The sequence below is a fragment of the Corynebacterium intestinale genome (genome assembly GCF_023574125.1).
Classification (GTDB): Bacteria; Actinomycetota; Actinomycetes; order Mycobacteriales; family Mycobacteriaceae; genus Corynebacterium; species Corynebacterium hesseae.
The window spans coordinates 484,583-497,992 of the sequence record NZ_JAMKFF010000001.1 but is presented as its reverse complement, the minus strand read 5'-3'; the positions used below and the strand labels follow the sequence as shown (position 1 = coordinate 497,992).

Annotated in this window: 11 protein-coding genes; 6 read left to right on the top strand and 5 right to left on the bottom strand. The window is 61.0% G+C overall.

Annotated elements, in window-relative coordinates:
* Positions 1–47: 47 nt before the first annotated feature.
* Genes sufC through M5J06_RS02260 form a run of 4 tightly spaced genes read right to left on the bottom strand, consistent with a single transcriptional unit; the run spans position 48 to position 4,143 of the window.
* A complete protein-coding gene (sufC, locus tag M5J06_RS02275) occupies positions 48–806 on the bottom strand; it encodes a Fe-S cluster assembly ATPase SufC (RefSeq protein WP_070524257.1) in 759 nt (252 codons plus the stop codon).
* Between the two features lie 27 nt (positions 807–833).
* Entirely contained in the window at positions 834–2,024 is a 1,191-nt protein-coding gene (gene sufD, locus M5J06_RS02270; protein ID WP_250223857.1) for a Fe-S cluster assembly protein SufD, read from the bottom strand.
* Complete coding sequence (gene sufB, locus M5J06_RS02265; RefSeq protein ID WP_070532920.1) at positions 2,025–3,470, bottom strand: Fe-S cluster assembly protein SufB; 1,446 nt, start codon at positions 3,468–3,470, stop codon at positions 2,025–2,027.
* 22 nt (positions 3,471–3,492) lie between these two features.
* On the bottom strand, positions 3,493–4,143 hold the full coding sequence (locus M5J06_RS02260) for a helix-turn-helix transcriptional regulator (protein ID WP_154736555.1): 651 nt from the start codon (positions 4,141–4,143) through the stop codon (positions 3,493–3,495).
* A 198-nt stretch (positions 4,144–4,341) separates the two neighbouring features.
* On the opposite strand from M5J06_RS02260, the gene mptB reads away from it, so the two are divergent.
* The 5 genes from mptB (at position 4,342) to M5J06_RS02235 (ending at position 10,000) form a co-directional block, all read left to right on the top strand.
* Positions 4,342–6,105 carry a polyprenol phosphomannose-dependent alpha 1,6 mannosyltransferase MptB gene (gene mptB, locus M5J06_RS02255; RefSeq protein ID WP_250223856.1) on the top strand — a complete coding sequence of 588 codons (1,764 nt, stop codon included), beginning with the start codon at positions 4,342–4,344 and terminating at the stop codon, positions 6,103–6,105.
* Positions 6,106–7,026 carry an ABC transporter ATP-binding protein gene (locus tag M5J06_RS02250; RefSeq protein WP_437177581.1) on the top strand — a complete coding sequence of 307 codons (921 nt, stop codon included), beginning with the start codon at positions 6,106–6,108 and terminating at the stop codon, positions 7,024–7,026. It abuts the gene before it with no gap.
* 45 nt (positions 7,027–7,071) lie between these two features.
* Positions 7,072–7,833 carry an ABC transporter permease gene (locus tag M5J06_RS02245; RefSeq protein WP_070524271.1) on the top strand — a complete coding sequence of 254 codons (762 nt, stop codon included), beginning with the start codon at positions 7,072–7,074 and terminating at the stop codon, positions 7,831–7,833.
* 82 nt (positions 7,834–7,915) lie between these two features.
* Positions 7,916–8,926: a COX15/CtaA family protein gene (locus tag M5J06_RS02240; protein WP_250223853.1), complete on the top strand. Its 1,011-nt coding sequence runs from the start codon at positions 7,916–7,918 to the stop codon at positions 8,924–8,926.
* A gap of 102 nt (positions 8,927–9,028) precedes the next feature.
* Positions 9,029–10,000 carry a quinone oxidoreductase family protein gene (locus M5J06_RS02235; RefSeq protein ID WP_070596572.1) on the top strand — a complete coding sequence of 324 codons (972 nt, stop codon included), beginning with the start codon at positions 9,029–9,031 and terminating at the stop codon, positions 9,998–10,000.
* Positions 10,001–10,019: 19 nt separating this feature from the next.
* Here M5J06_RS02235 and M5J06_RS02230 read toward each other — a convergent pair whose 3' ends face one another.
* Positions 10,020–10,964 (bottom strand): heme o synthase, encoded by a 945-nt coding sequence (locus M5J06_RS02230; protein ID WP_101736369.1) that lies wholly within the window; start codon positions 10,962–10,964, stop codon positions 10,020–10,022.
* 340 nt (positions 10,965–11,304) lie between these two features.
* Here M5J06_RS02230 and tkt point away from each other — a divergent pair, with 340 nt between their 5' ends.
* A complete protein-coding gene (gene tkt, locus M5J06_RS02225; RefSeq protein WP_250223924.1) occupies positions 11,305–13,380 on the top strand; it encodes a transketolase in 2,076 nt (691 codons plus the stop codon).
* Positions 13,381–13,410: the final 30 nt, after the last annotated feature.

Below are 13,410 nucleotides of genomic sequence, written 5' to 3'. Positions count from 1 at the left end.
TCGGTTCTTTATCGATTGCGTACGTGGTGTGTGCAGCCTGATGAGTTCTACTTGAGGAACTGCTCGTAGCCGTCCGCCTCAAGCTGATCAGCCAGCTCGGCGCCACCGGTCTTGATGACGTGTCCGTCTGCGAAGACGTGGACAAAGTCTGGGACGACGTAGTTGAGGATGCGCTTGTAGTGCGTGATGAGGAGGATGCCGCCCTTGGTTTCTTCCTGGTAGCGGTTAATCCCCTCGGAAACCACGCGGAGGGCGTCGACGTCCAGGCCGGAGTCGGTCTCATCCATGACTGCGAACTTCGGCTTGAGGATGTCCAGCTGCATGACCTCGTGGCGCTTCTTCTCACCGCCGGAAAAACCTTCGTTCACGGAACGGTGGGCGAAGGACTTGTCGATGGAGAGCTTCTCACGAGCTTCCGTGAGCTCCTTGTTCCACTCGCGCAGCTTCGGGGCCTCGCCACGAATAGCGGTCACGGCAGAGCGCATGAACTGCGACATCTTCACGCCCGGCACCTCGGTCGGGTACTGCATGGCGAGGAAGAGGCCAGCGCGGGCGCGCTCATCAACTTCCATCTCAAGGATGTTTTCGCCGTCGAGGAGCACCTCGCCCTCAGTAACCTCGTACTTGGGGTGACCGGCAATGACGTAGGACAGGGTGGACTTGCCGGAGCCATTGGGCCCCATGACGGCATGGGTCTCACCGGAGTTGATGGTCAGGTTGACGCCCTTGAGGATCTCCTTCGGCTCGCCGTCCTCCTCGTTGGGGAGCACCTGCGCGTGGAGATTCTTAATTTCCAGAGTAGACATTGAGTTGGTACCTGCTTTCGGGGAGTTTTAAGCGTTGATCTTGGCGAGCTCGTCGACGACGCGGGATTCCAGTTCCTCGCGCAGGGACTCGACCGGGATGCGGGAGATGACTTCGGAGAAGAAGCCGCGGATGATGAGGCGGCGTGCCTCGGCGGCCGGAATGCCGCGGGACATGAGGTAGAACAGCTCGAGGTCATCGAAGCGGCCCACAGTTGCGGCATGGCCGGCGCCGACGATCTCACCGGTCTGGATCTCCAGGTTCGGGATGGCGTCTGCACGCGCGCCCTCAGTGAGAATCAGGTTGTTGTTCGTCTCATAGGTGTCCGTGTTGTTCGCGTTCTTGCGGATGAGCACGTCACCGACCCAGCAGGTGCGGGCCTCCGGGGTGCGGGAAGCGGAGCCAGCCTCGGCCTTCTGCGCGGACGTAGCGCCCTGCAGCGCGCCCTTGTAGAAAACGCGGGAGCGGCAGTTCGGCACATCGTGATCCACGAGCAGACGGTTCTCAAAGTACTGGCCGGCATCGGCGAAGTAGACGCCCAGCAGCTCGGCATCGCCGCCCGGGGCGTCGAAAACCACGCGCGGAACGAGGCGCACAATCTCGCCGCCGAAGATGGCGGTGTTGTGGCGCAGGACGGCGTCGCGGCCCACCTTCGCGATCTGGTGGGACAGGTGGACGGCGTCATCTTCCCAATCGGCGTCAACGACGACGGTGACGTGGGCGCCGTCGCCCAGCACGAACTCAACATTGTCCGCGTGGGTGCCGGAGCCGACGTATTTCAGCACGATGGTGGCTTCGGCGTGGTGTCCCACGTGGATGGAGGTCGCACCAAAGGAGGTCACGCCCTCACCAGCACCGGTAATGGTGATCTCCACCGGCTGGTCCAACTGTGCCTCAGCGCCCACAGTGACAACCTGTGCCTCCGGCATGGAAGTCCAGGCCTGTGCAGCAACGCGGTCAGCAGGTGCGCCAGCGGTGCCCAAGCGCTCGTCGTCAGGCGCAACCGTTTCGGAGGTCACGCCTTCCGGAGCGGTGACGTCGATCTTCTGCGCGGTTGCCGGCGCAAACTCACCGTTGTGCAGGCCCCGCAGGTTGCGCAGGGCAATAAAGCGCCACACCTCATCGCGGCCATGCGGGACCGGGAAGTCCTCCACGTTGAATGATGTGAACTGGTCACCCTTGGTGACGTCAGCAGGATTAAATTCGTTGGAAGCTACCACTTAGCCCACCGATCCTTCCATCTGCAGCTCGATAAGACGGTTGAGCTCCAATGCGTATTCCATGGGGAGCTCCTTTGCAATCGGCTCAACGAAGCCGCGCACGATCATCGCCATGGCCTCTTCCTCGGCGATACCGCGGGACATGAGGTAGAACAACTGCTCCTCGGAGACCTGCGAGACGGTCGCCTCGTGGCCCAAGGTGACGTGGTCGTTGCGGATATCGTTGTACGGATACGTATCCGAACGCGAGTTATTGTCCACTAGCAGCGCGTCACACTCGACGTTGGCCGTGGAATTGGCGGCATTGGCGTTGACCTGCACCAGACCACGGTAGGCGGCGCGGCCACCATTGCGGGCCACCGACTTGGACACAATGTTGGAGGAGGTGTTCGGCGCCATGTGGACCATCTTGGAGCCGGTGTCCTGCACCTGGTTGTCCGCCGCGAAAGCCAGGGAGAGAACCTCGCCCTTAGCGTGCTCGCCGGTCAGCCAGCAGGAGGGGTACTTCATGGTGACCTTGGAACCGATGTTGCCATCGACCCATTCCATGGTGCCGCCCTCTTCCACCTTGGCGCGCTGGGTCACCAAGTTATAGACGTTGGTGGACCAGTTCTGAATGGTGGTGTAGCGGCAGCGGCCGCCCTTCTTCACGACGATCTCGATGACACCGGTGTGCAGTGAGTCCGAGTTGTAGATCGGCGCGGTACAGCCCTCGATGTAGTGGACGTAGGCGCCCTCCTCCACGATGATGAGGGTGCGCTCGAACTGACCCATGTTCTCCGTGTTGATGCGGAAGTAAGCCTGCAACGGGATGTCCACGTGGACGCCCTTTGGCACATAGACGAAGGAGCCGCCAGACCAGCAGGCATTGTTCAGCGCGGAGAACTTATTGTCACCGGCTGGGATGACCGTGCCGAAGTACTCCTGGAGGATCTCCGGGTACTCGCGCACAGCGGTATCGGTATCGACGAAGATAACGCCCTGGGCTTCGAGGTCTTCACGAATCTTGTGGTAGACCACCTCAGACTCGTACTGGGCGGCAACACCGGAGACAAGACGCTTCTTTTCGGCATCCGGGATACCCAGCTTGTCGTAGGTCTCCTTAATGTCTGATGGCAGGTCATCCCAGGTTTGGGCCTGCTTCTCAGTGGAGCGGACAAAGTACTTAATGTTGTCAAAGTCGATGTCGGAGAGATCCGGGCCCCACGTGGGCACCGGCTTCTTGTTGAAAACGCGCAGTGCCTTGAGTCGGGACTCAAGCATCCATTCCGGCTCGTTCTTCTTCTCCGAGATATCGCGGACGACGTCTTCGCTCAAACCTCGGTGTGCTGCCTGGCCGGCCGCGTCCGAATCGTGCCAGCCGTAGTCATATCCACCGATGGAGGAGATGATCTCATCATCGCTCATCTTGGTCTCAAGCCCTGGTGCTGGTTGTGCCTGTGTCAAAGCCCGCTCCTTTCTATGTTGATTAGTCTTTTTCCCGTTCCACCGCAGACGGCGGGACAGGTTTTAAGGGGATATTCGTGGTGCAGATTCCGTGGCCATCCGCGATGGAGGCCAAAGGCTGCACGTGTTTGCCTAATAGCGCGGAGAAAACTTCTTGTTCTGCTTCACACAACTCCGGATGCTCAGCAGCCACATGGGCCACCGGGCAATGGTGCTGGCAAATCTGCACTCCATTTCCCACCGATGTCACCGTGGCCGCGTAGCCGTGTGCATCAAGCACAGCGGCCAGCTGGCGTGCCACCTCAGGTACGGATTCTTCCTCCTCTACCAAAGGAGTCACGTCTTCCACGAGCCGCTCGAAGCGGGCCTTAGCAAAGCGCCGGACCGCCTCGGGCCCTCCCGCTTCCCGCAACGCGGTGAGTGCTTCCGCAGCCAGTTGGTCATAGGCATGCCCGAATTGGGCACGGCCTTGATCCGTGAGGCGAAAGTGCTTGGCGGGGCGACCACGGCCTGCCGACTGCCCGGGGCGGGCTGCTGGGCGGCGGTGTACAACCTCGGTGAGTCCTTCCTCCACCAAAATGTCTAAGTGCCGGCGTATGCCGGCTGCAGAGAGACCTAGGCGTTCACCTAAGTACGACGCCGTCACCGGGCCGTCCTTGAGAAGCAACAACATGACGTGGCGGCGAGTATCGCCCTCGGTCGAGCGAGTCTCCCTGGGTAACTCCTTCGTCACGGTGCACACCTCCTTAAGTGAATCATTCCCTGTTTAGACAACACTAGTGTTCCTTAATTCATTCCCAATTTCCACTCTTTCCTTCGTGTCGCGGGCAGCTAGTTCCCGCTCACCACTGAGCCGCTAAGGTAGACAGTCATGAATATGGAACGCGACTACACCCGATCGGGGCGGCTGCCCCGCGTCATCTGGGGCGTGCGCGATGAGCTTCCCCGCATGGGTGTTCCTGGTTCCCGTTCCGCGCTCCTTCACCAAGACTTCCCCGACTCCGCCGAGGGAGCAGATCACGCCGCGCTTGGCGACGCCCACCGCCGCACCATCTCCCAGCTGCGTACACTGTTCACGCTTCGCTGGCTCGGCACGATCGGCGCACTGCTCATTGCACTCGGCGGCTTGGGCGCCGGCGCGCTCCCAGTGGTGGGAAACCCGTATGAGTCCTTGCCTTTCGGTTCACTCATGTCACGAATGCTGCAGTCTTCCTCCGCCATCGTGTTTATCGGTGTCGGCTTCATGGTGACCGCGTGGATTTGTATGGCCCCACTCGTGGGAGCTCCACTGCGCCTGCGCAAGGCCGAACATAATCCAGGGACAACGGGCGACGGGGAAGATACGAGGTTTAGCCACTCCCCCCGAGTGCTGACGCAAAGCCAAATGTGGCGAACCTGGCTGGGATGGGTACTTCCACTACTGGTCACCGCTCCCCTTTTCACCCAAGACATCTACTCCTACCTGGCCAACGGATCCATCGTGCTGCAAGGCCTCGATCCCTATTCCGCAGGCCCCGTCGAACTGCTGGGTGCCGATAACGACCTTGCCCGTTCCGTCCCTTTCATCTGGGCAAACTCCCCCTCCCCGTATGGCCCTGTGGCGTTAGGACTGGCCGCATTGGTCAGCTGGCTCACCCACGACTCCATCATCTGGGGTGTAGTCCTGCACCGAGTGTTTTCCCTCGTCGGCATCATCGCTGCTGGCTGGGCCATTTCACGTCTCGCCACCCGCTGCCGCGTGGCGCCGGAGGCAGCACTCTGGCTCGGCATCCTCAACCCCTTGACCATCCTTCACCTGGTAGGAGGCATTCACAATGAATCCTTCATGCTGGGGCTGGCTCTCGTCGGAGTGGAATTGGGTCTTCGGGCTGTCAACGATTCCCACGCCGCTCGCTGGCGGGCATGGGCACTGTTCATCGCGTCTGGCGTCCTCATTTCGTGCGCCGGCATGGTGAAGGTTACCGGCTTCATTGGACTTGGGTTTGTCGGTATGGCGGCTGCTCGCAGGCTCGTCGACAAGCACGGTGTGCCCGCCGTACGGGCGGTCCTTGGCGCCGGTCTAGCCCAGCTGCTTCTGCTCGCCGTCTCTATTGCGGCAGTCACGATAATTACGGGTATCGATATTGGATGGATCTTTGGTCAAGGCGGCGCGGCTACGATCCGTTCCTGGCTCTCTGCGACGACCTCCGTGGGCGTCGGCGCCGGCTTCCTCGGGATGCTGTTGGGTTTGGGTGATCACACCGAGGCCATTCTCAGCGTCACCCGCACTGTCGGCGTCATCATTGCCGCCGGTTTTATGCTCCGCATGCTGTATGCGACCTTCCGCGGAGCCATCCACCCGGTGGGCGGACTCGGTGTGTCCACCTTCGCGCTCGTGGTTTTCTTCCCAGTCGTCCAGCCCTGGTACATCCTGTGGGCGGTGCTGCCGCTCGCGGCGTGGGCAAACCGGCGCTTCTTCCGTATGGCGGTAATGATTTACTCCGGGTTGATGAGCTTCATCGTCCTACCGCGCGGGCTAGGCCTGCCCCCAGGCACGGTCTTCGTTATCTACTTGGCCGCTGCGGTGACGTTCGTAGCACTGATCGCTGCGGGGTGGGTTGCGTTGCGTCGAGCGGGCGTGCGTGTCTTAAACTAACTGCCCGTGACTAAATCGGCTCTCATCCTAGAAAACGTCATAAAGACCTATGGCGACGTCAACGCGGTAAATGGGCTGAGCTTCCGCGCTAATTACGGCGAGATTCTATGTCTGCTTGGCCCCAATGGTGCGGGCAAGACAACCACCATCGAGATGTGTGAGGGATTTAAGAAACCCACCTCCGGCCACATTGAGGTTCTGGGGCTTGACCCTGCACGCAACCCTGACGCGGTGCGCGCCCGCATTGGCATCATGCTGCAGGGCGGAGGTTCTTATTCCGGAATCAAGGTTAAGGAGATGCTGCAACTTAGCGCCTCCTATAACGACAATCCTTTAGACCCGGAATGGCTACTGGATACCCTAGGGCTGCGCGCGGTGGAAAAGAATAGTTACCGCCGTTTGTCGGGCGGGCAGCAACAGCGACTATCTCTCGCCTTGGCCATCATTGGACGTCCAGAATTGGTCTTCCTCGATGAACCCACGGCAGGTATGGACGCGCAATCGCGCCTTGCCGTGTGGGATCTCATCCATGCGTTGCGTGCAGATGGCGTGACAGTCATCCTCACCACGCACCTCATGGATGAAGCGGAAGCACTCAGCGACCGCGTGGTCATTATTGATCACGGCCGGCTCGTCGCCAGCGGCACCGCAGCGTCGCTGACGAGTTCCGCTGATATCCCTCAGGTGAGTTTTGAGACCGCGACTCCAGTGGACCTTGAGGCGCTGCGTAAGGCAGGCATCTCCGCCGACGCTACCCGCCCCCTCCACTACCGCCTTACCTCTTCGGTCAGCCCAGAGGTCATCGCAGAGCTCGCCACGTTCTTAGCCGCGCACAACGTTGTCCTCCGCAACCTGCAAACCTCGCACCGAAACCTCGAAGAGGTCTTCCTAGATCTCACCGGCCGCGAGATGCGCAGTTAGCCCGCATCTGACACCTACCACTTTGTTTGATCAAGGAGAAGCTCCATGAGCACCTTCGCACCCGGCACATTCAGCCCGAATCCGCAGCGCGTTGGCGTTGCCGCCATGGCCCGTGCCCAAGGGGCAATCGAGTCAAAGCTGATGCTGCGGCACGGCGAGCAACAGCTACTGAGCATCATCATTCCGCTCGCTATCCTGATCGGCGCCGCCAAGATGCAGGACAGTACGGGCCACGGCGTAGAGGAGATCTTCCCCATGGTCCTGGCCGTCGGCGCTACATCCTCTGGGTTTACCGGCCAAGCTATTTCTCTGGCTTTCGACCGTCGCTATGGCGCGCTCAAACGAACGGGCGCATCAGGAGTTCCGGCCTGGGCCATCGTGGTGGGAAAGATCCTTGGCGTTCTTTCAATGGTGGTACTTCAGGTCCTTGTACTGGGCACAGCAGCTGCCATCCTCGGGCTGCGTATTACTGCCGGCGGTGCCGCCATCGGCGTGGTGGTGTTGGCGTTTGGTGTCGCCACATTTACAGCGCTCGGCTTGCTGCTCGGCGGGACCCTCAGTTCAGAAGCTGTCCTGGCGGTGTCCAACCTCATTTGGTTCATTCTGCTCGGTACCGTCGGCTGGGTGATGTATTCCCAGGGTCTGGGCGATAATGGGGTGCTCACGCTCGTGCCCACTGTGGCGATGGCCGGTGGGCTCGACATCGCTCTTAAAGGAGCATTCCCTGTCTTTGAGATCCTCGTCCTCATCGGTTGGTCAGCGGTAGCGTCGTTTGCAGCGGTGCGTTGGTTCCGCTTCGAGGGCTAAAAGTGATTCTTCTCCCTTGCACGGCGTGACGCACATACTGATTTTGGTTCCGGAGCGGTGCCGAACGGTAGGCTGAGTACCCGTGAGTACTGCCAACATTTCTTCTCAACGCACCCCTGCGCCTGCTACAAATCCTGCAGGCCCCTCGCTGAAGACACAGCGCATTATCGCACTCGTCCTCTTAATCTGTCAGGCTGGCATTACAGTATCGGGTTCCATCGTCCGCGTGACCGGTTCCGGCCTTGGTTGCGTGACGTGGCCCAACTGCCACCCCGGTTCCCTCGTCCCCATTCAAGGCGCGGCCCCCATGCTGCACCAAGCCATTGAATTCGGTAACCGGCTTTTGACCTTTGTTGTTGCGGCGGCGGCCATCGCCAGCATCGTGGCCGTTCACAAGGCGCAGCGCCGCAAGGAGCTCAAGGTCTATGCTTGGGCGGGGCTCGCAGGTATCTTCGTGCAGGCACTCATTGGCGCCCTGTCGGTCGTGCTGAAGCTTTCTTGGTGGAGCGTGGCAATTCACTTCCTCCCCTCTATGGCCCTGGTGTGGATTGCGGCCATGCTGTTCTCCCGCATCAACGAACCCGATGACGGAACCCCTACTCGCCTCTTCCCTGCCGCCGTGCGCACCCTCGCGGTCGTTGCTGCGGTAGCGCTCTCCATCGTGCTGCTGACCGGTACCTTTGTCACCGGCTCCGGAACACACTCCGGCGACGCTGGCGTGGGCATGGAGGGACGCCTCGGAGTCGATACCTATGGCATGGCCGTCATCCACGCTATCTGCATGTACGTCTACTTGGCGCTGACCCTCATCGTGGTCTTCCTCCTTCACCGCACTGGTGCGCCCAAGGCGGCCAGGAAGGACGGCTGGGTGCTCATTGCCTGCATCGTCATCCAATGGGCTCTTGGCGTAACGCAGTTTTACCTGCACATTCCACGCTGGACAGTCCCCTTCCACGTTGGCATGTCCTCGGTGGTTACGGCCTTCACCGCCCTACTGTGGGCGCATGGACTGCGCCGCGTCCGCACCACTGAAATTGCTTCCTCCAGCGCTACTCAACCTGGTGTCGAAAGCAGCTCCGCAACCCAAAGCTAGGGCAACCCGGTAGGTGCTCACAGCGCCGTCTTCCCCACCACGCTAGGAGGAAGGCGGCGCTTTTGCTGCGCGGGGGCCGGGATCTCGTTTAGCCTAGACACCATGCATGCTATTCAGGTGACCACGACCGGAGGGCCTGAGGTCCTCACCTACGCCGAGGTAGATTCCCCCACGCCATCGCAGGAGCAGTTGCTTGTCGACGTCTCCGTGGCCGGCGTCAACTACATCGACACCTACTACCGCGAAGGCATCTACAACGCCTCTGTGCCTTTCATCCTCGGCCTCGAAGGCACCGGCCGGGTTGTGCACGATCCCCAGGGGGAGATCGCCCCGGGCACGATGGTTGCCTGGGATCACGCATTCGGTTCCTATGCCGAGCAGGTCTGTGTGCCGCGCGACCGCGTGGTGGCCGTCCCGGATGAGATCCCGTCCGCTGTCGCAGGGTCTATGCTCCTCCAAGGCATGACGGCACACTACCTCACTCACGGTGTATATCAGCTTGGGGAAGGCGCATCGTGCCTGATTACCGCCGGTGCGGGCGGCGTCGGCCTAGTCCTTACGCAGATGGCCAAGTCCCTCGGCGCCACCGTTTACTCAGTGGTCTCCACCGATGAGAAAGAAGAGCTGGCCTATAGCGCAGGTGCTGACTGTGTCTTCCGCTACAGCAGTGGCCTGGCCGAACAGGTACGCCGCCACAACGGTGGGCGTGGGGTTGACGTGGTTTACGACGGCGTCGGCAAGGCGACCTTCGGCGAGTCCCTCGAAGTCGTGCGCCCGCGCGGTACTGTGGCGCTCTTCGGCGCCGCATCGGGACCAGTCCCGCCCATGGATCCGCAGCTGCTGAATAAGCACGGCTCCATCTTCCTCACCCGCCCCTCACTCGGCGCCTGGACCTCCCAAGAAGGCGAGTTCCAGATGCGCGCTCAGGCCGTGGTGCAGGCGGTTATCGACGGCGAGCTTGACTTCCGCGTATCTGCAGAATACCCGCTTGCAGAAGCCGCTCAGGCCCACCGCGACCTCCAAGAGCGCAAGACCACCGGCTCAATTGTTTTGCGCGTGCGGGAGGAAGAATAGCTAGATAAACACTAGCTAATTAAAAGAGCGTGGCTGACCAACCCAGCATGCGCCCGATGGGCTCCCAACCCACGATGGCGTCGATGGACAGGCCGATGAACAGAACTGACAGATAGTTGTTGGAGTAGATAAACAGGCGCATGGGCTTGACCTTTGCGCCCTTCTTTACTCCTTGGTGCAGGCTGATGGCCATCCACAGGAAGACCGCACCGGAAGCCACCGCGGCCACCAGATAGATCCACGAAGCGGCCGGGATGATGAGGAAGGTTACGATGACCGTTCCGATTGTGTACCAAACGATTTGGCGAGTTACTTCCACTTCTCCGGCAACAACGGGCAACATCGGTACCCCAGCCTTGCGGTAGTCCTCTTTGTACTTCATTGCGAGTGCCCACGTGTGTGGTGGGGTCCAGAAGAAAATGATGAGGAACAACACCACGGCCTGCCACCACTTATCGGGCTCCCCCGCGGGCGCGTTATCCCGAATCACTGCCCAGCCCACCATGGCGGGCATACAGCCAGCGAGACCGCCCCACACGATGTTCTGGGAATTCCGCATCTTGAGAAACTTCGTGTAGACGATAACGTAGAAAAAGTTGGTCAACAGCACGAAGAACGCGGCCAGCCAAGAATGCGCCAGCACGCCCAACCAAAAGACGGACAGCGCGAGCATGACCCAGGCAAAGGCGGCGGCATTACGGCGCGAAATGGTCTTGCGCACCAGCGGACGAGCGCGCGTGCGTTGCATCTTCTGATCGATTTCATAGTCCACAACGTTGTTGAACGTGTGGGCTGCTGCGGCACCCATCCAGCCACCAAAGATGGTGGATAAGATGAGCCAGAAATTCGACGACACCGCCTCGAATCCACGCTGGGCCTGGAGCATAGCCGGGATTGCTGCCACGAGGAGGAGCTCAATGATCCTCGGTTTCGTTAGCGCAAAATAGGCCTTGATAGTCTCCAAGGAACAGTCCTCCGTAAATCCGGCACGTGGGTGAATGGCTTATTGGTCTGAAGTAGTGGTCGTCTGCTCGTGCTAGAAAGTTCCCAAGGACGTCTAGAACACATCCTGAAAACCTCGTGGCGAGAATCCAGATCATTCTCCGGAGAAAACTCGCCGGCCACTGGCCGATAGCAGGGAGCAACGGCGTCAACCATGCCAGATTACCGTCCGAAACCTGGTTTCTATAATCCCCCGCCGAGGATCGAAAAACCTTTACACTGATAAACGGTATATCTGTTTCCAGAAGCGAAGTGAGGTTTTCGCCGTGTCGCACGATAAGTTGTCCCCGGAACTGCAGGCTATGGTCCAGCGCCGCTACCCTTCGGACTGGAGTGACCTCGATACCCGCGCCGTGGATACTGTGCGCGTGCTCGCTGCCGACTCAGTCCAAAACTGCGGCTCCGGCCACCCGGGTACCGCTATGTCCCTGGCCCCGTTGGCCTACACGCTCTACCAACGCGTGCTAAACCACGATCCAGCAGACGCCCACTGGGCCGGGCGCGACCGCTTCGTCCTTTCCGTCGGACACTCGTCCCTGACGCAATACATTCAGCTCTTCCTCGGTGGCTTCGGCCTCGAGATGGAGGACCTCAAGTCCTTGCGCACCTGGGGTTCCAAGACGCCCGGCCACCCGGAGGTGCACCACACCGACGGCGTAGAAATCACTACCGGCCCGCTGGGCCAGGGCCTGGCCTCCGCGGTTGGTATGGCAATGGCCGCGCGCAAGGAGCGCGGATTGTTCGACGCCTCCGCCCCAGCGGGCGAGTCTCCCTTCGATCACTTCATCTACGTCATCGCCTCGGACGGTGACCTGCAGGAGGGCGTGACTGCTGAGGCTTCGTCCCTGGCGGGTACGCAGAAGCTGGGGAACCTCATCGTCTTCTGGGACGACAACCGCATCTCCATTGAGGACGACACCAACATTGCCTTCAATGAGGATGTGGCCAAGCGCTACGAGGCCTACGGCTGGCATGTGCAGACCGTCGAATCCGGCGAGGACGTTGAAGCCATCGAGGCAGCCGCCGCCGCTGCCCGCGCCGAGACCTCCCGGCCTTCCTTCATCCGTGTGAAGACGGTCATCGGCTACCCGGCACCGAACAAGATGAACACCGGTGGCGTCCACGGCGCCGCCCTCGGTGAGGATGAGGTCGCCGCCACCAAGGAAGTCCTCGGCTTCGATCCTGAGCAGTCCTTCCACATCGACGAGGAAGTCCTCGCTCACACCCGTGAGCTGACTGCCCGCGGTGCACAGAAGCACGCCGAATGGCAGGAGAAGTTCGACGCATGGGCTGCGGCCCACCCGGAGGAAAAGAAGCTCTTCGACCGCCTCCAGGCCCGGGAACTTCCGGCTGACTTCGCCGCTGACCTTCCTACCTGGGAGGCAGGCGAATCTCTGGCCACTCGCAAGGCCTCTGAGGCCGCTATCCAAGCGCTCGCAGCCTCCCTGCCGGAGATGTGGGGCGGCTCCGCCGACCTGGCGGGTTCCAACAACACAGTCATCAAGGGTGCGGATTCCTTCGGCCCGGAGTCCATCACCACGGGCGCCTGGACGGCCACGCCTTACGGCCGCAACCTGCACTTCGGTATTCGTGAGCACGCCATGTCCGCAATCATGAATGGCATCGCGCTGCATGGTAATACCCGCGTTTACGGCGGTACCTTCCTCATCTTCTCCGAGTACCAGTACCCTGCCGTCCGCCTCGGCGCTTTGATGTCCACCGATACTTACTACGTGTGGACCCACGATTCCATTGGTTTGGGTGAAGACGGCCCCACCCACCAGCCGGTGGAGACGCTCTCTGCCCTCCGTGCCATCCCCAACCTCTCCGTCATCCGCCCGGCCGATGCCAATGAGACTGCCCAGGCATGGGCAGCGGCACTCGAATACAAGGCAGCGCCGAAGGGTTTGGCGCTGTCCCGACAGAACCTGCCCGTGCTCGAGGGCACCAAGGAGAAGGCCGCCGAAGGTGTTCGCCGCGGCGCCTACGTCCTCGTTGAAGCATCGAAGGAAACCCCGGACGTCATTCTCCTCGCCACCGGTTCCGAGGTTCAGCTCGCGGTAGAAGCCGCCAAGCAGCTCGAGGCTGAAGGCACGGCAACGCGCGTTGTCTCCGCTCCGTGCCTGGAGTGGTTCGACGAGCAGGACGCCTCCTACCGCCAATCTGTCCTTCCCTCCTCGGTCCGCGCTCGCGTCTCCGTGGAGGCTGGCATCTCGATGCCGTGGCACAAGTACACCGGTACCTTCGGCCGCACTGTATCCCTGGAACACTTCGGTGCCTCCGCACCTGCCGCAGAGCTCTTTGAGAAGTTCGGCTTCACCGCCGACGCTGTTGCCGACGCCGCCCGCGAATCACTGAACGCTGCCAAGGAAAGCTAGTTTCCCGTTCCGAGTTCTCACCACGAAAGG

Coding starts and splice junctions, on each gene's coding strand:
- tkt (WP_250223924.1), top strand. CDS start 11,305: ATGGTCCAGCGCCGCTACCCTTCGGACTGGAGTGACCTCGATACCCGC.
- sufC (WP_070524257.1), bottom strand. CDS start 806: ATGTCTACTCTGGAAATTAAGAATCTCCACGCGCAGGTGCTCCCCAAC.
- mptB (WP_250223856.1), top strand. CDS start 4,342: ATGAATATGGAACGCGACTACACCCGATCGGGGCGGCTGCCCCGCGTC.
- M5J06_RS02235 (WP_070596572.1), top strand. CDS start 9,029: ATGCATGCTATTCAGGTGACCACGACCGGAGGGCCTGAGGTCCTCACC.
- M5J06_RS02245 (WP_070524271.1), top strand. CDS start 7,072: ATGAGCACCTTCGCACCCGGCACATTCAGCCCGAATCCGCAGCGCGTT.
- M5J06_RS02260 (WP_154736555.1), bottom strand. CDS start 4,143: ATGTTGTTGCTTCTCAAGGACGGCCCGGTGACGGCGTCGTACTTAGGT.